Source organism: Natronosalvus caseinilyticus (genome assembly GCF_017357105.1).
Lineage (GTDB): Archaea > Halobacteriota > Halobacteria > Halobacteriales > Natrialbaceae > Natronosalvus > Natronosalvus caseinilyticus.
Genome location: NZ_CP071596.1, coordinates 2964382 through 2983860, shown reverse-complemented (window position 1 = coordinate 2983860; position 19479 = coordinate 2964382). Strand labels below are relative to the sequence as shown.

Genomic DNA, 19479 nt, shown 5'->3' with positions numbered 1-19479 from the left:
GTTCACACCATTGACGACCCGATTAACGGACTCGAGGAGCATGATTGACCGACTCGAGGAACAATCGACACGAGGTCGTGCTCGAGTTCGACCAGGCTTTCGGAAGCTCCAGTTCTCTACCGAGTTTGCGTTACCGCCGGCAGGCTGAGTTACCGCCACCGCTTCCAGACTGGATAACCGTCACCTCCGCCGGGCCGAACGCAGCTACCGCCGTCGGGTCTCGACTGCGGTACCAGAGAGGTTGACCCAGAGCATTCCCTCGCCCATCTCCTCGTAATCGAAGGATGCGCCGACGATGGCGTCCGCACCGAGTTCCGCTGCGCCCGCTCGCACGTCCGTGATCGCCTCCCGGCGTCCCGCTTCGATCTTCTTCTCGTAGGAACCGCTCCGTCCGCCGACAACGTCGCGGATTTCCGCCGCGATGTCGCTGATGACGTTCGCGCCGATGACGGCTTCCCCGGAGACCACGCCCAGGTACTCCGTTACTTCCCGTCCCTCGAGTCCGTCCGTCGTCGTGATGGTGATGTCAGACATACGATCCTCTCTCGGAATTGGACCGACAAGAAACTCACTCTCTCCATCGAACTCCACACAGTATCAGACCCTACCCAATCGTCAGCACGCGGTCGGCGTCGGTCACCATCTCGAGTAAGTCGCTCATCGTCGAAACTGGACACACGTCGCTGCCCTCGCTGTTTCGGATCTCGAGGCAGGTTCCGCAGGCGAGGAGGTCGCCACCGGCGTCGGCGAACGCCTCCATTCGCTCGCGGACGTCGAACTGCCCTCCGGAGATCGTTTCGGCCTCGACGCCTTCGCCGAGGAGGAACACGGAGACGTCGTGACCGTCCTCGAGAGCGGTGATGCCGAACCGAAACGCGTTCCACGCCCGTTCGGGGTCGGCGGTCTCGAGGACGATGCCGATTCGATCGGCCACGTCGGTTCGTGCGTGTGCTCGTTCGTTCTCGTCCACCGTATCTGACATAGTTGTGTATTATTATCCCAATACCATAAAACCTCGGCCCAATAACCCTCACGGCGTTCGTGTTCGACGAACCACCGCTAGATGAACGCCAGCGGCACCATCACCAGAACCCCCGCGACGATCCCACCAGCGAGCTCCGGTTTTCCGCCGCGTGGCAACGCCGAACCGATGTCGAGCGCTTCGGGGATGAATTCGCTCACGACGAGGTAGATCATCGCTCCCGCGGCGAACCCAAATCCGAACGGGAGGAAGTCGCGGGCCACCTGGACGAACGCGAAGGCGATGACGGCTCCAATTGGCTGGGGGAGACTCGAGAAGATGGCCCACCAGACCATCTTCCAGCGGCTGACACCCATCGACTTCAGCGGGATCGAAATCGCCGTTCCCTCTGGGATGTTGTGGATGGAGATAGCGATCGTCATGAACACCGCCAGCAGCGGAACGGTGAATCCGAGGAATCCGAACCCACCCTCGAGTCCCAGATCGGCAAAGGAGACGCCGACGGCGATTCCCTCTGGAAAGCTGTGTACCGTCAAGATGCCGAGGATGAGCACGAGCTTTTTGAAGTCGGCCTCCTCGTACTCTCGAGGGTCGAGATCCGCGTCGAGGAGCACGTCGTGAGCGATGACGACGAGGACGACGCCGACCGCCATTCCGACCGCGATCTCGAGGGCGGTCCCCTCGGCCAGCCCCTCCTCGATGAGGCCGAACACCGACGCCGAGACCATGATCCCGGATGCGAGCCCCCAGAGGACGACGTTGTGCCGGTCGCTAATGTCGTCGAAGAAGAAAAACGGGAGTGCCCCGAGCCCGGTCGCGAGGGCAGTCACGAATCCGGCGACGAACACCAGCGTCAAATTCTCGAGGAGACTCATCGTCGGTGATCGGTTCGGATTGGAGATACGTACCTGTTGTGTCTACTGGCCGTCGATCGAACTCGAGCGCGACGGTCGACGCGTCACTCCCGTCGACCGGGACGAGGGGGAAGTCGTACATGGAGAGGATTCGACCGGGATGGCCATAATTGTGAGGCGTTTCCAGATCGGTTCTGGATCGACGTCGACGACGGGTCACAGAGATTTGACGAACTGCTACCGAGGTCCGAGAACTGCTACAGAGATCCGATGAACGGCTATCGAGACCAGACGACGGGTACTAAAGTGCGACGACCTGGACCATTAGAGCGACCGAACCACCCCAGACCCAGCGACGCTATTCGTGCCACTACTCGCGTCTCTATTCGCGTCTACGCGAAGAATCTGGATCGCCGGCCTGGAACTCCTCCGTCTCGAGCGGATCTTCGAACGCCCCGACGATTGCCTCGAGGGCGTCGGTCGCGGTCATCAGGCCGATGATCTGCTGGTCCGTCTCGGAACCGTTCCCGCCGCCGACGGCGTCGCTCTCTCGAGACGCACGTTCGTCACCCGCGAATGCGCCGGCATCGACCGACTCGCCATCGGCCCCGACGGCCGTCTGAACGAGGCCCAGTTCCTGGTTTTCGGCCTGCAACTCGTCGATCGCCTCGCTAACCGGCGTGTCGGGCGCCAGCGACATCGGCGGCGTCGAGATATCCTCGAACGAGGTGTCGCCCGACCGAAGCGCATCGATCCGATCGACGACCGTCGGCACGTAGACGATCCCGACGTATCGCTCGAGGTCCCCTTCGACCAGTGGGAATCGCGTGTGTGGGCTCGATCCCATCCGCTCGAGGTTCTCGGCGACCGAGACGTCAGTCGAGAGGAAGACGATGTCCCCTCGGTCGGTCATGACGTCGCTCACCCGCAGTTCGTCGACGGCGAGGGCGTTGAAGACCTCCTCTCGTCGTTCCCTGGACAGTTCGCCCTGCTCGAGGACGGAGCCGAGTTCGCGGTGGAGTTCGGCGCGCGTCTCGATCCGCTCAGTTTCGGCCTCGAGCCAGGCGCCGGTCATCTCGACGCCGAAGAGCCTGAGCGTTGCCTTCGCCGTCCAGTCGCCGACGGCGATCAGCGGGGAGATCACCCACGCGAACCAGTACAGTGGCCCGGAACCGTATCGTGCGACCTGTTTCGAGCGTTCGACGCCGAGGTAGGTCGGCGTCTGCTCGCCGTGGGTGAGGTGGATCATGTTGATGATGAAGAACGCCAGCAGGGAACCGGCGCCGACGGACGCGAGAAACGAGTTCTGGAAGACGGGTTCGAAGATGGCCGCCAGCCCCGGTTCGGCGACGATACCGAGCGCGATGCTGGTCCCCGAAATCCAGATTTGACAGGTTGTCAGGTAGAACTCGAGGTCCTCGGTCATCTCCCACGCCCGTCGAAGTCCCGGTGTGTCGAACTCCGACTCCGGATACTGCCTGACGCGAGTGAGCGCGAACTCGGTGGCGACGAAGTAGGCGTTCACCAGAATCAATCCAGCCCCGGCGAGCAACCTGAGACCGATCTCGAGACTGTTCACTCGAGGATGGTTCAACGAGCGCGTACAAACGTCTTGATGCCGTGACAGCCGTAGAGTAGACGGTCAGCGTGAACGGTCAGAGTGGTCAAGAGGTATCCGATTCCACGACTCGACCCGCTCCCGTTTTCTCGTTCGAGATTCTGAGGACGGTACCGTTTGCTCGACGGACCGAAAGGCCAGGATGGTAGTTCACTCCCAGACCGATCGAACTCGAGACTGCTCCCAAAAGAGGACGGGGGATGAGGAATGGAAGGGGGGGGGGGGGGGTTGAAACGGTAACCACGGCACCTGAAGCGAAATTCAGCGATCGATAGCTAAAACTATTTGTCCTTGCACTTTGTTTAGATACTGACGATACTATGGTCGCAATTCAAATAAATTCGCTCACACGACGGTTCGGCGACGTCACGGCCGTGGACGGGCTCGACCTCGAGGTCAGGCGGGGTGAAGTGTACGGGTTCCTCGGTCCGAACGGCGCCGGGAAGTCGACGACGATCAACATGCTCCTCGGGTTCACCCCGCCGACGTCCGGAACCGCGACGGTTCTCGGTCACGACATCGTGGACGAATCGCTCGCCATCCGACAGGCGACTGGGGTCCTCCCGGAAGACTTCGGCATGTACGACCGGTTGACCGCGCGAAAGCACGTCCAGTTCGCGATCGACACGAAAGGCGCGAGTGACGACCCCGACGTACTACTCGAGCGAGTCGGACTCGAGGACGCCGCTGACCGGAAGGCAGGTGGCTTTTCGACCGGGATGAAACAGCGCGTCGCGCTCGCGATGGCGCTCGTCGGTGAGCCCGACCTCCTCATCCTCGACGAACCCTCGTCGGGACTCGACCCGAACGGCGCCCGCGAGATGCGCCAGATCATCCTCGACGAGGTCGACCGCGGGGCGACGGTGTTCTTCTCGAGTCACATCATGGAGCAAGTCGAGGCGATCTGCGATCGGGTTGGGATCATGCGCGACGGCCAGCTCGTCGCCGAAGACACGATTGACACGCTAAAGGATCAGTTCGACGCCGAATCACGCCTCGTCCTCACCGTCGATTCGGTGCCGGACGGGATCCTCTCGCCCCTCCGATCCATGGCGAGCGTCTCGGACGCACAGGTCTCGGGAACCGACATCGTCGTCAGCCTGCGGGACTCGGACCAGAAGGCGGCCATCATCAACGCCGTCGAGGAACGAGGCGTGAAGATCACCGACATCACCTCGAAGGAACCGTCGCTCGAGGAACTGTTTGCCGTGCTCACGACCTCGGATTCCGGCCGACTCGAGGACGACAACGCCAATTCGGCGGAGGTCAACGCATGAGCTGGATGCACGTCGCCAGCAAGGACTTCGCCGACGCCGGTCGATCGATGATGTTGTGGGCGCTCACCGTCGTGTTAGTCCTGCTCGTCGCCGGCGTGTCGGCGATCCCGTACCTGCTTGCTGAAGAGATGACGCCGACGTTCGAAGCGGCGCTTTACTTCCTCTTTACGCCGATCGGCTTGCTCATACCGATCATCGGATTAGTCGTCGGCTACCAGGCGATCGTGAGCGAACGCGAATCGGGGAGCATTCGCTTCCTCCTTGGTCTCCCAAATACCCGTCGCGACGTGATTCTCGGGAAGGTTATCGGGCGCGTCGGCGTCGTCGCCGTTCCGACCCTGATCGGCTTTCTCGTCGGTGCGGTCGTGATCGGCGCGCTGTACGACGGTTTCATCGTTTCAGATTACCTCGGCCTCCTGGTCTTCTCGCTGGTTATGGGTCTCGTCTACGTGTCGGTGGCCGTGGGTATTTCGGCAAGCGTCAGTTCTCGAGCGAAAGCACTCGCGGGTGTGCTGGTGTTCTTCGTCATCTTCGACTTCCTCTGGGAGTTCATCCTGATGGGCACGTACTGGGCCCTCGAAGGGAGCTTACCGGGATTCGATGGACTCCCTGCCTGGTACCTCTTCGTTCTTCGACTGAGCCCAGGGCAGGCACTGGGTGCGATAGCGCTGACCCTCATCGAGATCGCGGGAGCGGAGGATCTCGACCTCACCGCTGCTGGTCGCGTCGCGGGCGAAGTCCCGTTCTACCTCGAAAACTGGTTCGCGTGGATCATCGTGGTCCTCTGGATCGTCGTCCCGGTCAGCCTCGGGTATCTCCGCTTCAAAAACGCGATCCTGAGCTGATCGTCGAGTCGCGAAAACCGCGAATCGTCTCACCTTACTGGTCTCATAGATCGACGACGCAGATCCCGTTTTGCAGATTGGCGCATTCGATTCCGGGAAGAAACACACCTCGACGCAATTCTCTCGAGGCACGAAGCTACAAATACGCCCGTTCGCACGACCTCGAGGATCGCAAGTCGAATTGACTACCCTCGGACTCCTCGGAGTCCCTCCCTCTCTAGCGACTCACTCGTAGAGCGGATTCGCCGCACACAGCTCGTCGACCGACTCGCTCACGTCGGCGATCACGTCCTTGTCCTCGGGCGAATCGATCACGCGCGCGATGAGGTCGCCGACGGTCCGCAGGTCGTCCTCGTCGAAGCCACGGGTCGTCAGCGCCGGGGTCCCGGCCCGAATGCCGCTCGGGTTGAACGCCGAGCGCGTCTCGCCGGGGACGGTGTTCGCGTTGAGGACGATGCCGGCGTCCTCGAGCGCCTCTTCGGCGTCACCGCCGGTCGTATCGGGGTGAGACTCCCGGAGGTCCACGAGCACGAGGTGGTTGTCCGTGCCGCCCGAAACGAGCGAAAACCCGTGGTCGGTGAGCGTCTCGCCGAGGGCCTTCGCGTTGGCGACCGTCCGTTCGGCGTAGGTCTCGAACTCGGGCTCGAGCGCCTCGCCGAAGCCGACGGCCTTGCCGGCGATGTTGTGCATGAGCGGGCCGCCCTGACCGCCGGGGAACACGGCGGAATCGACGTCGTCGGCGTACTCCTCGCTCGTCATGACGATGCCGCCACGTCCGGAACGAATCGTCTTGTGGGTCGAGCCGGTCACGAAGTCTGCGACGCCCACGGGCGAGGAGTGGACGCCCGCGGCCACGAGACCCGTGATGTGGGCGATGTCGGCGAGGTGGAGCGCGTCGACCTCCTCGGCGACGTCCTGGATGCGTTCCCACTCGACCTCGCGCGGATACGCGGAGTACCCCGAGACGATGACGTCCGGTTCGAACTCGGCGGCGTGGTCGGCGAGGCCGTCGTAATCGAGGTACCCCGTTTCGGGATCGACCTCGTACTGCTCGACCTCGTAGAGCTGGCCGGTGAAGTTCGCCGGGTGACCGTGACTGAGGTGGCCGCCGTGGGTCAGGTCGAGCGAGAGGATCTTGTCGCCGGGCTCGAGCATCGCGAAGTAGACGGCCTGGTTGGCCTGGGTGCCGGAGTGGGGCTGGACGTTGACGTGCTCGGCGCCGAAGAGTTCCGTCGCGCGGTCGATGGCGAGCTGTTCGACCTCGTCGGCGTACCGACAGCCGCCGTAGTAGCGCGCGCCGGGGTAGCCCTCGGCGTACTTGTTCGTGAGCGCGCTCCCCTGGGCGTCGAGAACGGCGCGGCTGACGTGGTTCTCGCTGGCGATCATCGACAGCGTGTCCTGCTGTCGTTCGATCTCACCTTCGAGCGCGTCGGCGACGGCGGGGTCGACCCCCCGGACGTGGTCGTGGTCCATATTTCCAGTGGCGCCCGGACGCTGTATAAGTGTACCTCTCCCCGGCAACGTGGGCCGCAACCCCACTCGAGGGCGAGTGCCTCGAAACTGTGCAGCAAGGCGGCGACGTAGAATACATAAACTATGCAACTAGTACGGCGATACAACTAACTTCACGGACGAAGATTCATCGAACCGAATGATAGAGTGGGAGGTGGCCGACGACGACACCCACCTGCGAGTGGTCGACGCGGACAACGCCGAACTCCGCGTGCAGGGGATCGGCCTCGACGTCGAAGGCCCCGGCCCGGACATCTCGCGGCCGGTCGACGACACCGTCGCAGTGACGGCAACCGCCTTCCGATTCCCCCACGCCGTCGTCTACGCGTTCTCGCTCGGCCGCGACGAACGATTCCACCTCGAGCCGGATCAACACTCGTTGACGCTTCCGCCCGGTGAGTACGTCCTTGACATCGACACGGGCATCAAGACCTACCTCCGGTTCTCGGGGGAGGCGGTCGTCCAGCGCGCACCGGACTATTCCTCGCTGGTCGTCTCCTTCCCCGAGCGCACGCGAACCATCCTGGGCTTCCGGAGCCGTCACGAATTGCCGGCCGAGACGATCACGATTCCGGACACGCCCGCCGGGTTCGCTCGCGGCCTCTCTGCGCTCTCGTCGTCGATCAAGACCGACTCACCTGATCGTACGTACCCGACGCTCCGCGGTCATCCACCGTTGCTCGAGACCGGCCCCACGTTTTCGGCACCCGACTCGGTCCTCGAGCAGGCGTCCCGGTCCGGCATCGAACTCGTCGTCCCGCCGTGTTACGACACGCTGTTCGTGACGGCGCCGCTCGCGTACTATCTGCAGGCGACGGTCAGGACCGAACCCGATGCGACACCACGAATTCGCTTCCCGTCAGTCGCCCGTGAACACGAACTCGCGCCGATGCCCGACCTCGAGCGGGACGTCGAACAGTGCCTGCGGCAGTGGTTCTTCCTGGACTGTCTCGTTCGCAACGCCGGTCCCTACGGCACCACGCTCGCGGAATCGAGTCTCCTGGATGTCCTCAACCTCGATGCAGAGCGACTGTACCACGTGACGCCCCAGGAACGGCTATCGACGTACCTCGACGTTCCGTACGCCGCGGTCAAACATCGCCTGCCGGAGTGGCACCTCTCGACGTACGTCGAGCCGAACGCCGCGAGCGTCGAAGCGATTCCCTACCTGCTCGACCGCCTCAGTCTGATCTTCATGCCCAGGACGTCGACGCTCGAGGGGCGAGAACTGGTCGAACGGTCGCTCACCGACTTCTACCGCAGCGGGTCGTCAGGAACCGGGAAGGTCGCCTCAGTCAACATCGTCAAACCGGAACTCCGCGGTGGACGCGCCCACGGCTGGCTCGCAGACGGTGTCCCCATCGACGTCTTCAAATCGACAGTCGGCGCCTACCGGAATCGCCTCCGATTCCTCGAGCGCGACACCGAGTCGACGTCGATCCGTGTCGTCCTGAACGACCCCGAGATGGCCGGCGAACGCGAACGGGTCGCCGAAATCTATCAACAGCGAGCGGAGGAACTCTCCCTCGACGTTCGCGTCGAGGAACACCTCACGACCGACGCGCTCGCTCGATTGCTCGAGGACGACCACGCGTTCGTCCACTACATCGGTCACTGCGAGACCGGCGGGTTCCGGTGTCCCGACGGATCGCTCTCGGTCTCGAGCCTCGAACAGTGTCGCGTCGAGACGTTCTTCCTGAACGCCTGTGGCTCATACTACGAGGGAATGGAGCTCATCGAACGCGGGAGCGTCGCGGGAGCGGTGACGTTCACGCAGGTACTCAACGAGCACGCACTAAAAGTCGGCGCGACGTTCGCAAAACTCCTCGTCCACGGCTTTAGCTTCGAGCGCGCGATGGGACTCGCACGCCGGCGAATCATGATGGGCAAAGACTACGCCGTCGTCGGCGACGGCACACACGCGCTGACGGGCGGCAACCTCGAGTTGCCGACGACGGCGACCATCGACCGGCTGGAGGACGGCCGGTACGTACTCGAACTCGAGTGTTACTCCACACGGGTCAACGGCCTCTACTACTTCCCGCACGCGGCCGACAACGAGTACAGCTACCTCTGTGGGTCGCCAGCGACGTTTACGCTCGACCGAGCAGAACTCGCGGCGTTTCTCGCGGAATCGAACGTCGCGGTCATCTACGACGGTGACGTCTACTGGTCGACCGAACTCGCCAGCAAGTTCGGCGGTCAGGGGCCTCCGTAAGTGCTGATTCGGCTGGACGCGTCGGTCGTCGTCTCGTGATCCTGAATCGGCTGTTCGAAGGATCCTCGCTCTCGTCCCCACGGTCGCGTATCCGTGACACCCATACGACAACAGGAATGGCATTCAGGGGAGTTAACTGTTGCTATTGTGTGACTATCTAGCACAGGTACGTCTCTATCCGTCACTGAGGGACGGAACGCAGGACGGGCCGTTGCCGGATGGCTTTCTGTATGCGTCTTGCTAGCTAAACTCTCGGTCGGTCGGAAGAAATGCCGAGAAAAGCGACAAAAATCACCTCATCTGGGCGTTAACCACAAGGTTTGGCGGAATTGGGGCCAACAATATTAAGTAGCTGGCCATCAATTACTTGTGTATACGCATGGCATCGAATTTACTCAACCACCAGATTGACGATATCCTCGAGTCCGTTCTCGGGGAGACGACAGGCGACGTATACATGATCAACCCGTCCTGGGACGCCATCGACGAGTTCGTCACCGTCGCGACGGCCTTCGACGGCGATCTCCCGACCGTCCACATGCTCGCGGACGACCGCACGCTCAAGGACGTCATGGACGACTTCATCGTCGCCTCGAACGCCGCCGACCTCATCGCCGACGGTGCCCTCGAGCTGCGAACCCTCGAGCAGGCCCCCGAAAACTCCCTGCTCATTACCGAAGACAGCGTCGTCGCCGTCGTCCACGCGGGCGACCGCGTTGGCGGCCTCGTCACCGAGGACGAGGAGTTCGTCGAGGCCGCGTTCGACACCTACGCCGGCCGCTGGGAGGAAGCCAACGACTTCAACCTCCGGACGCCGCCGATCACGCGCGTCCGCGAGACGCTCACCGACGAGATCAGCCCCGAGGCCGAGGAGGACTTCACGGCGATCCTCAACTCGCTCGAGACCGCCCGCGGTGACGGTGAGGGCCTCGACGAGGTCACCATCTCGCTGCTCGTCGCTGCCAGGAACGAGGCCCTGCTCTACGACATCAGCAAGTGGGGCGAGGACGTCGGCATCGCCAGCAAGGCGACGTTCAGCCGAACGAAGACCAAGCTCGAGGATATGGGCCTGATCGACACCGAGAAGGTCCCAATCGACGTCGGTCGTCCACGCCTGCGCCTCAAGATCGGCGACGAGCGCCTCGACGAGGCCGACAACGGCCAGCTGGCGACGGTCGCTCAGAGTATTCTGAACTAGAGAACCGACCTTTTACGCTGCGATTGTTTCGCGTCGACGCCTGCGTAGCTGGCGCACGACGCGCTGGCACTCGGTAAAAGCTCGATCAAAAGCACTCCTCCCTCCGTTCGTTCACTCCGTTCTCTCACATCGGTCGTCGGCCCGCTCGCTCATTTCTTCGCTCGCGGTACAAACTGGTGTGGGGCCTGCCCTCCCCCGAAACGCGGGACTCTCGCAATACTCGAGCCCCGCGTCCGGCCACGTCGGTTGCCCAGAGCGGTTCTCATCGGTAGCAATTCTCCACGTATACGGTCGCAAACCACAAGTCACCGCCGTCCCTTGAGACGCGTATGTACGAGGCCGTTCGCGTGGACCCCGACCTCGAGGCCGACGGCGGCTCGGTCGCCGAGGCCGTCTCGCGCATCGTCGAAACCGCCGCAAGATACGGCTTCGAGGGCGTAGTCGTTCGAAACCACGACGACTCGAGACTCGAGTTCGACGCCCAGGATCTGGCTGACGAGCACGGCATCGACGTCGTCGACGGCATCGAAATCCGGGCCGACGACCCGCACCAGGCCAGCGGTTCGGTGGGGAACTACCGACCGCAGTACACGATCCTGGCGATCCACGGCGGCACGAACGCGCTCAACCGGTTCGCCGTCGAAACCGACAAAGTCGACGTGCTCGCTCACCCCATGGACGGCTCCGGCGACGTCAACCACGTACTCGCGAAGGCCGCCGCGGCCAACGGCGTCCGCCTCGAGTTCTCTTTCGCGGAGATCCTCCGGACCACGGGCGGTCGGCGGGTTCGAGCGATCCAGTCTCTTCGCAAACTCCGGGAGATCGTCGACTACTACGACGCGCCGTACGTCGTCAGCGGCGATCCCGAGGGGCCACTCGAGGTACGGGCGCCGAGGGAACTCTGCGCGCTCGGCGTCGAACTCGGCTTCGACCGCGAGTGGATCGTCGACGGCCTCGCGGAGTGGGGACGACTGGCGGCGCGCAACCGACGGACCCAGTCCGATTCGTTCATTGAACCGGGGGTCGAACGTGGACGATATGAAACGAAGCGTGGCGGATCACGCGGCTCGATTCGACGAGAAGGCGAGTGAGTACGACGACTCGGGCAGCGAGGAGTATCGCGCGTGCGCGAATCTGGTTATCGAACACGCGGCCCCCGAATCCGACGATTCGGTCCTCGACCTCGGTGCCGGAACCGGAGCTATCGCCCTCGCACTCGCTCCCGACGCCGAGGCCGTGATTGGCCGGGACATCAGTGAAGGCATGATGGACGAAGCGCGCGCGAAAGCCGAGGAGCGCGGCCTCGAGAACGTCTCTTTCGACTACGGAACCTTCCGCGAACCCGACGTCGACGGCGTCTCCGTCGATATCGTCACCTCGAACTTCGCCATGCACCACCTCGCAGACGACGAGAAACGCGAGGCGATCGACGTCATCGCCGCCCTCGAGCCCCGACGATTCGTCCTCGGGGACGTGATGTTCTTCGGCGAACCGGACCCGAGCGAGCCGTTCTACGACCCATCGGTCGACGATCCGGCGACGGTCGGTACGCTGGCAGACGCGTTCACCGACGCCGGCTTCTCGCTGACGGCGGTCGAGCGCGTTCACGACCAGGTCGGCGTCCTGGTTGCCGAGCGTGCCGAGAACCAGGAGGCGTGAGTCGCTGTACCCACCCATGAAACACCTCCCCAAACACCTCCGGCCGCGCTGGCGGTACCTCGCCGTCACCCTCGAGACCCGGCCCGACGTCGCCATCGGTCGGCGGGCCTTCCAGCGTGAGGTCTGGTACGCCGGGCAGAACCTCCTCGGCGATCCGGGGAGCGCGGACGCCGACCTGGCGGTCGTCCGGTTTCGCTTCGACGCCGATACAGGGAGCGGGGAGGCGATCATCCGCGTCCGCCACGGCGAGATCGAACGCGCTCGAGCCGCGGTCGCCTGCGTTCACAGCGTCGACGACGCGCCGCTGGGTCTGGTCGTTCGAGGGGTGAGCGGGACGATCCGGGGGGCCGAATCGCACCTGTGACGGCCCGCTCGTCGACGAGGCCCCAGTTTCTCGAGCCCGACGCCCAGTCTCCGTTCGCGGGACTTCCGCCCTCCGTGACCGCCGCTCGAGACGAACACTCGAAACGAACGCTCGAGACGAACGCTCGAGACGAATACACCCCCGGACCGCGGTAAGCGAGACCGGAGGAAGAAAACTATTTAGGACGCCGCCGGTAAGGTCGAGTAGAGAGATTCGTCGTGTTCGACATCGCTGACCGAGTCGTCGGGCGAACGAGCGTCGTTTCCATCCTGTGGCGATGACTGGTGCCGATAGCGGTCTTCCGGGGGCAGTCACCCGGCCCGATGGAATCGGTGCCGGCGCCGTTTCACCGCGACTCGATGACGCGACCGTCACACCACGACACCCCTCGATTCCGATCTAACGTTAACGTGATACTATGCAGGGACAAGCCCAACAGCAGGCGTACGACCGCGGCATCACGATCTTCTCGCCAGATGGCCGACTCTACCAGGTAGAGTACGCCCGCGAGGCGGTCAAACGTGGCACCGCGAGCATCGGCATCCGAACGGCTGGCGGCGTCGTCCTGGCCGTCGACAAGCGGATCCCGTCGCCGCTGCTCGAGGACTCGAGCGTCGAGAAGATCCACAAAGCCGACGACCACATCGGCATCGCGAGCGCCGGCCACGTCGCCGACGCCCGCCAGCTCATCGACTTCGCCCGGCGGCGCGCACAGGTCAACCACCTCCGCTACGGCGAACCCATCGGCGTCGAGAGCCTGACCAAAGAGATCACCGACCACATCCAGCAGTATACCCAGGTCGGCGGCGCCCGCCCGTTCGGCGTCGCGCTCATCGTCGGCGGCATCGAGAACGGCGAACCCCGCCTCTTCGAGACCGACCCGTCGGGAACGCCCTACGAGTGGAAAGCCCTCGCCGTCGGCGCCGAACGCGGCGAACTCCAGGGCTTCCTCGAGGACAACTACGACGAAGAGGCGGACCTCGACAGCGGCGTCGCGCTCGCCCTCGAGGCGCTCGCGTCGGTCAACGACGACTCCCTCCTGCCTACCGAAGTCGGCCTGGCGACGATCGACGCCGAGACGGAGTCGTTCGTCCAGTTCGACGACGACCGTATCGAGGAGTACCTCGTGGAGAACGAACTGCTCGACGAAGGCGACGACGAAGACGAGACCGACGAGTAACCTTCGCATCGCGACCGCAACCTCGATTGCAACTGCGGCCGCGACCACAACCGCAACCTCGACTGCAACCACCGCCGACGAACCCACCGTCACCGCCCGACGGGAAACACTCTTGTAACCGCCCGCGGATATCTTCGGGTATGATATCGCTCGACGAGGCAGTCACCGCGCGACTCGAGTCACACGGCGCGCGCTTCGAAGTGCTTGTCGACCCGGACGCGGCACTGGCGATCAAACGCGGCGAGTTCGACGGCGACCTCGAGGACGTCATCGCCGCGGAGGACGTCTTCGACAACGCCTCGACGGGCGACCGGCCGGCCGAGAACGACCTCGAGGACGTGTTCGACACCACGGATCCCCTCGAGATTATCCCCGAAGTCATCGAACGTGGAGAGATCCAGATCACGGCCGACCAGCGCCGCGAGATGCAAGAACAGAAGCGAAGGGAACTGATCACGACTATCGCGCGAAACGCCATCAACCCGCAGATGGACGACGCGCCCCATCCCCCCGAGCGGATCGAGAACGCCCTCGAGGAGGCCGGATTCACGGTCGATCCGATGGAGCCGGCAAGCGAGCAGGTCGACGACGCCCTCGACGCCCTCCGTCCCGTCATCCCGATCCGGTTCGAGGAGATCACCATCGCCGTCCAGATCCCCCCGGAGTACGCCGGGAGTGCCCAGGCGAAGATTCGTCAGTACGGCGACCTCGAGCGCGAGGAGTGGCAACCCGACGGCTCCTGGATCGGCGTCATCACGTTCCCAGCGGGGTTGCAGAACGACTTCTACGACGTCGTCAACGAGAACACGAGCGGCGAAGCCGAAACGCAGATCGTCAGCGACAAGGGAGAGTTGAGTACGCGGTAGCGACAATTCGACGTGCGAAGTGGGGAAGAACAGTTATCCGCGACGGAAGCCGATCAGGAAGCCAGCCGTGAAGCCAGCCCCGACGGACATCGTCGAGATGAGCGACTCGAGGTAGCTCGGGTCCGCGTGTTCTGAGGTTTTGATCAGTCCGTTCGAGAGCGCGCTCCAGTCGACGATGAGGATCCCCTGTGACTCGAGGTACCGGAAGATGACCAGTTGGACGCCGATGATGACGGCGATGAGTTTCGCGATTTTCTTTGCAGCGAAGCCCATGAGAGCGCCGATGGCTGCACCACCACCGAACTCGAGTCCGAGGGCCGTTGGATCGATATTGACCATGTTAGAGAGAATTCGAGTCGGCTACCATGACTTTTGTGGTAGGTGGACATTCCCGGGAACCGGATGGGTGACTGTAGCGGGGGATGGACGACGACCACATTGCGGATTGGCACCGCGAACTATCGCTCGAGTTCGTGTGCGTGGCCGGCGTAGAGCGCCACCAGGTGGACGGCGAGGAGGGCAACGAACAGGCCCGTTCGTGTCCCGTCTGAACCGATGGCCAGTATCGGCAGGTACGCGATCGGCAGTACGATTGCCGTCCAGAAACTCGCGACGCGGAGGCGTTCGACGAAACTCTCGGTCGTGGATCTCCGCCTCCGCTCGCTTTCTCGCTCGGACGTGGAACCGGCTTCTACGGGCGCTTCCTGGTCGGTTGCGAGGCGACTGTTCTGTGTCGCTCGAGGCCCTGGCATTGGTTACCTGATCGCCGATACCTACGCCGTGGACGCGTAAATATCGGATACTGCGTTTCAGTGGAATCGATTCAGTTCACTGGTGTAAGCCGTGATTACTGGGTTGAGTCGATTCGACTCCCTCGAGAAAGAACTGATTACGATCGGCGGGAACCCGAATTACGCCGGTCGTACGGTCGTCCGTTTACTGGAACCCGATACGACTGCCCCGGCGACCCGTGCCGGGTTCGACTCGGTTTCCACCACCCTTGAACTGCTGTTCGATCTGGTCGTAGTACTCGAGGATGTCCTCGTTGATTGTCGGGCGCACGTTTTCCATCGCTTTCCGGAAGTGACGCATCTCGACGAGGTCGGCGTCGTCGTCCTCACGAAGGGCTTCGATCGCGGCCTCTCGACCGATCGACTCGAGGTCACTGCCGACGTACCCCTCCGTGATCTCGGCGATTTCGCGCAGGCTGACGTCCGCAGCCAGGGGGGTGTCGTCGGTGTGGATCTCGAGGATCCGTTCGCGACCCTCGGTGTTTGGTTCGCCGAGCATGACCAGCCGGTCGAAGCGACCCGACCGGAGGAGGGCGGGGTCGATCATGTCCGGCCGGTTCGTCGCGCCGATCACCATCACGTCCTCCATCTCCTCGAGTCCGTCGAGTTCGGTCAGGAGCTGGTTGACGACCCGTTCGGAGACGTTCGACCCGACCTCGCCACCGCGGCCGGGGGCGAGCGAGTCGAGTTCGTCGAAGAAGATCACCGTCGGGGAGACCTGCCGGGCCTTCCGGAAGGTCTGACGGATGGCCTTCTCGGACTCGCCGACCCACTTGCTGAGCAGTTGCGGGCCGCGTACGGATATGAAGTTGGCGTTGGTCTCGTTGGCGACGGCCTTCGCCATGAGCGTCTTTCCGGTGCCTGGCGGCCCGTAGAGCAGGACGCCCGCGGGTGGATCGATGCCCATCCGCTCGAATTTCTGTGGCTCGCGCAGGGGCCACTCGACGGACTCCTTGACCTGTTCTTTCGCCTCGTCGAGACCGCCGACGTCGTCCCAGCTAACCTTCGGCAATTCGACGAGGACTTCCCGCATCGCCGACGGTTCAACCTCGGCGAGGGCGCCGCGGAAGTCCTCGCGCTTGACGATCATTCGGTCGATCAAACTCGGCGGGATGTCCTCTTCGTCGAGATCGATCTCGGGGAGGTAGCGCCGCAGGGCCTTCATCGCTGACTCTTTCGTGAGCGACTCGATGTCCGCGCCGACGAAGCCGTGGGTCTCGTCGGCCAGGTGCGAGAGGTTAACGTCGTCGGAGAGTGGCATACCCCGGGTGTGGATCTGGAGGATCTCCTCGCGGCCCACCTCGTCCGGGACGCCGATCTCGATCTCGCGGTCGAACCGGCCCGGTCGTCGGAGCGCGGGGTCGACGCTGTCGACGCGGTTGGTCGCGGCGATGACAATCACCTGGCCGCGAGCCTCGAGGCCGTCCATCATGGTCAGTAACTGGGCGACGACGCGGCGTTCGACCTCGCCGGTGACGTCTTCGCGCTTGGGCGCGATCGAGTCGAGTTCGTCGATGAAGATGATCGCGGGTGACTCCTCGCTGGCGTCCTCGAAAATCTCCCGTAACTGCTGTTCGGACTCGCCGTAGTACTTCGAGATGATCTCGGGGCCGGCGATGGAGAAGAAACTGGCGGAGGTCTCGTTGGCGACGGCCTTCGCGAGCAGCGTCTTCCCGGTCCCCGGCGGGCCGTGCAGGAGCACCCCTTGCGGGGGCTCGATCCCCAGTTTCTTGAAGATCTGGGGGTGTTTCATCGGCAGCTCGACCATCTCGCGGACGCGCTGGATCTCGTTCTGGAGGCCACCGATGTCCTCGTAGGTGATCCCGCCGCCGGTCTTCTCGAAGCCGGAAATGGGCTCCTCGCGGAGTTCGACGTCGGTGTCCTCGGTGATGAGGACGACGCCTTCGGGATCGGTTTCGACGGCGATCAGCGGAATCGCCTGGCCCGGCGAGCGCATGAACGGGTGGTTCGTCGAGCTCATCACGGGGACGATGTCGTGGCCGACGACCGGCCGTTTGAGGATCTGGCGTTTCACCATGCCGGCGGCGTCGGAGCCGAACTGGACGGAGGCCTCTTCCGGGGGAGCGAGCACCAGCGTGTTCGCCTTCGTGGCCTCGGCCTTCCGGATCGTGACGCGCTCGCCGATGCCGACGTCGGCGTTCTGGCGCGTGAAGCCGTCGATCCGGACGGTGTCCGTGTTCCAGTCCTGCCGGTCCGCACGCCAGACCTTCGCAGCGGTCGTCTCCGACCCTTCGATCTCGATGATGTCGCCCGGACTCAGCTTCAGGTGAAGCAAGGTGTCCGGGTCGAGACGGGCGATGCCGCGGCCCGAGTCGTTCGGGTACGCTTTCGCGACCTCCAGTTGCACTTCGTTCATGGTTTGGGGTAGACGGGGATGTTCCTGACTCCGACTCGATGTCGGATAGGTGTTTTGCTCACAGCAGACGCATCGATCCGCGAACGCACCTGTGCTAGCGCCTGTCATATGTGACTGAGTCAGGGAGCTACATAGATGTACCGGCCTCGGTCGTTTTCCGAGACGGAACGACGGCCTTTCCCTGCGCGGGAGTGCGTGGGTTTTTGGTCACGCTGCCCGCCGTCCTAGCTATGACCAGGAGACTGCTCGCATTCGACGGCCGGATGGGCGCCAGCGGCGACATGGTACTCGGCGCCCTGCTCGCTGCGGGTGCCGACCGGACGGCCCTCGAGCCCGTCGAAGACGCGCTCGGCGTCGAGTATCGTATCGGGCACACCTCGAAGTGTGGGATCCACGCGACGACGGTCGACGTCGTGATCCCCACCTCCAGCAGCCAGGACGCCTACCTTGAGGTGGCCCGTCACGACGATAGAGAGCGCGGGGACGAGCATAAGGACGACGGTGTGCACGAGCAAGGTTCGGAAAGTGAGGTTACGGGTGGTCACCATCACCACGGACACGAAGACGAACACGGCCACGCCGCCGATAATGGCCATGGTCACGATCACAATCACAGCCACGGTAACGGCCACAATCACAGCCACGACCACGGAGACGACGACCACGACCACAACCACGGAGACGACGGTCACGTCCACGCCGAAGGCCACGGCCCCCACCGGAGCTACCTCGAGGTCTGTGACATCGTCCGAAACATGGACCTCGAGGAGGCAGTCGAAGCTCACGCGCTCGCCATCTTCGAACGACTCGGCGAAGCGGAGGCCGCCGTCCACGGCACCGACCTCGAGTCGATTCACTTCCACGAGGTGGGTGCCGACGACGCGATCGCAGACATCGTCGGCGCCGTCTTGCTGTTACACGACCTCGAGGCCGACCGCGTCGTGACGACGCCCATCTCGACTGGCGGGGGCACCGTCTCGATGAGCCACGGCGAGTACCCGATCCCCGCCCCGGCCGTCCTCGAGGTCGCGGAGCGGGCCGACTGGGAACTCTCCGGCGGCCCGGTCGAGGCGGAACTCCTGACGCCGACGGGAGCCGCTATCCTGGCTCACGTCGCCGAGGGAATCCAGGACCTCCCGACGATGACCGTCGAAAACACGGGCTACGGCGCCGGTGGCTACGACCTCGATCCCCACCCGAACGTGCTCCGCGCGCTGGTCGGGACGACTCGAGGGGGCCTCCAGCGCGAGGACATCGCCGTTCTCGAGACGAACCTCGACGACGCGACCCCCGAAGTGCTCGGCGGCCTCCAGGAGACGCTCTCGGATGCGGGCGCTCGAGACGTTTCCATCGTCCCGGTCACGATGAAGAAGTCCCGGCCGGGCCACCTGGTCAAGGTGATCTGCAGACCCGCCGACCGGGAACGCGTCGCCCGGCAACTCGCCGAGGAGACGGGAACCCTCGGTATCCGCGAGGCCGGCGTCACTCATCGCTGGATCGCCCAGCGCGCGTTCGAGACGGTGACGCTTGATGTCGGCGGCGACGCCTACGAGGTGACGGTCAAGGTGGCGAGCGACGAAGCCGGCGAGGTCTACGACGCGAGCGCGGAGTACGACGACGCCGTGGCCGTCGCCGCCGAGACAGGCGAGCCGATTCAGTCGATCGTGGCTCGAGCCGAGCAGGCGTTCTGGGCGGAGCGTTCGTCCTGATGCCAAAACTACACATATTATAGAATTTG

Annotated in this window: 17 protein-coding genes and 1 pseudogene; 10 read left to right on the top strand and 8 right to left on the bottom strand. The window is 63.7% G+C overall.

Annotated features, from left to right (window positions below; all coding sequences use genetic code 11):
• Nucleotides 1–204: 204 nt before the first annotated feature.
• The 4 genes from J1N60_RS14285 to J1N60_RS14270 all read right to left on the bottom strand — a co-directional run bounded on the left by J1N60_RS14285 (nt 205) and on the right by J1N60_RS14270 (nt 3415).
• Nucleotides 205–534, bottom strand: a complete 330-nt coding sequence (locus tag J1N60_RS14285; protein ID WP_312908450.1) for a YbjQ family protein — start codon at nt 532–534, stop codon at nt 205–207.
• Nucleotides 535–604: 70 nt separating this feature from the next.
• Entirely contained in the window at nt 605–982 is a 378-nt protein-coding gene (locus J1N60_RS14280) for a DsrE family protein (protein ID WP_312908448.1), read from the bottom strand.
• A 77-nt stretch (nt 983–1059) separates the two neighbouring features.
• Complete coding sequence (locus J1N60_RS14275) at nt 1060–1857, bottom strand: ZIP family metal transporter (RefSeq protein WP_312908447.1); 798 nt, start codon at nt 1855–1857, stop codon at nt 1060–1062.
• A 361-nt stretch (nt 1858–2218) separates the two neighbouring features.
• Complete coding sequence (locus J1N60_RS14270) at nt 2219–3415, bottom strand: hemolysin family protein (RefSeq protein WP_312908446.1); 1197 nt, start codon at nt 3413–3415, stop codon at nt 2219–2221.
• Between the two features lie 359 nt (nt 3416–3774).
• Between J1N60_RS14270 and J1N60_RS14265 the strand changes: the two genes are divergently transcribed.
• Together J1N60_RS14265 and J1N60_RS14260 are read left to right on the top strand one after the other, a co-directional pair.
• The gene (locus J1N60_RS14265) at nt 3775–4731 is read left to right on the top strand and encodes an ABC transporter ATP-binding protein (protein ID WP_312908445.1); all 957 of its coding nucleotides are present in this window, start codon (nt 3775–3777) and stop codon (nt 4729–4731) included.
• Nucleotides 4728–5576, top strand: coding sequence for an ABC transporter permease subunit (locus J1N60_RS14260; RefSeq protein WP_312908444.1), 849 nt, complete (start codon nt 4728–4730; stop codon nt 5574–5576). Before J1N60_RS14265 ends, J1N60_RS14260 begins: the two co-directional genes overlap by 4 nt.
• 225 nt (nt 5577–5801) lie before the next feature.
• On the opposite strand, the gene glyA is transcribed toward J1N60_RS14260, so the two are convergent.
• Nucleotides 5802–7049, bottom strand: coding sequence for a serine hydroxymethyltransferase (glyA, locus tag J1N60_RS14255; protein ID WP_312908443.1), 1248 nt, complete (start codon nt 7047–7049; stop codon nt 5802–5804).
• 178 nt (nt 7050–7227) lie between these two features.
• Between glyA and J1N60_RS14250 the strand changes: the two genes are divergently transcribed.
• The 7 genes and pseudogenes from J1N60_RS14250 (at nt 7228) to J1N60_RS14220 (ending at nt 14573) form a co-directional block, all read left to right on the top strand.
• Complete coding sequence (locus tag J1N60_RS14250; protein WP_312908441.1) at nt 7228–9306, top strand: hypothetical protein; 2079 nt, start codon at nt 7228–7230, stop codon at nt 9304–9306.
• A 379-nt stretch (nt 9307–9685) separates the two neighbouring features.
• Nucleotides 9686–10504: a transcriptional regulator TbsP gene (gene tbsP, locus J1N60_RS14245; protein WP_312908440.1), complete on the top strand. Its 819-nt coding sequence runs from the start codon at nt 9686–9688 to the stop codon at nt 10502–10504.
• A gap of 329 nt (nt 10505–10833) precedes the next feature.
• Nucleotides 10834–11595, top strand: a complete 762-nt coding sequence (locus J1N60_RS14240; RefSeq protein ID WP_312908438.1) for an RNase P subunit p30 family protein — start codon at nt 10834–10836, stop codon at nt 11593–11595.
• Nucleotides 11543–12163 (top strand): class I SAM-dependent methyltransferase, encoded by a 621-nt coding sequence (locus J1N60_RS14235; RefSeq protein ID WP_312908437.1) that lies wholly within the window; start codon nt 11543–11545, stop codon nt 12161–12163. Before J1N60_RS14240 ends, J1N60_RS14235 begins: the two co-directional genes overlap by 53 nt.
• Nucleotides 12164–12179: 16 nt before the next feature.
• A pseudogene (locus J1N60_RS14230) lies at nt 12180–12521 on the top strand (Rpp14/Pop5 family protein); the annotation flags it as partial.
• A gap of 424 nt (nt 12522–12945) precedes the next feature.
• The gene (psmA, locus tag J1N60_RS14225) at nt 12946–13707 is read left to right on the top strand and encodes an archaeal proteasome endopeptidase complex subunit alpha (protein WP_312908435.1); all 762 of its coding nucleotides are present in this window, start codon (nt 12946–12948) and stop codon (nt 13705–13707) included.
• Between the two features lie 140 nt (nt 13708–13847).
• On the top strand, nt 13848–14573 hold the full coding sequence (locus tag J1N60_RS14220; protein WP_312908434.1) for a ribosome assembly factor SBDS: 726 nt from the start codon (nt 13848–13850) through the stop codon (nt 14571–14573).
• 33 nt (nt 14574–14606) lie between these two features.
• On the opposite strand, the gene J1N60_RS14215 is transcribed toward J1N60_RS14220, so the two are convergent.
• The 3 genes from J1N60_RS14215 to J1N60_RS14205 form a co-directional block, all read right to left on the bottom strand.
• Nucleotides 14607–14912: an FUN14 domain-containing protein gene (locus J1N60_RS14215; RefSeq protein WP_312908433.1), complete on the bottom strand. Its 306-nt coding sequence runs from the start codon at nt 14910–14912 to the stop codon at nt 14607–14609.
• A 119-nt stretch (nt 14913–15031) separates the two neighbouring features.
• A complete protein-coding gene (locus J1N60_RS14210; protein WP_312908432.1) occupies nt 15032–15325 on the bottom strand; it encodes a DUF8028 family protein in 294 nt (97 codons plus the stop codon).
• Between the two features lie 184 nt (nt 15326–15509).
• Nucleotides 15510–17741, bottom strand: coding sequence for a CDC48 family AAA ATPase (locus J1N60_RS14205; protein WP_312908431.1), 2232 nt, complete (start codon nt 17739–17741; stop codon nt 15510–15512).
• A 230-nt stretch (nt 17742–17971) separates the two neighbouring features.
• Between J1N60_RS14205 and larC the strand changes: the two genes are divergently transcribed.
• On the top strand, nt 17972–19450 hold the full coding sequence (gene larC, locus J1N60_RS14200; protein WP_312908430.1) for a nickel pincer cofactor biosynthesis protein LarC: 1479 nt from the start codon (nt 17972–17974) through the stop codon (nt 19448–19450).
• The last annotated feature ends 29 nt before the right edge of the window (nt 19451–19479 follow it).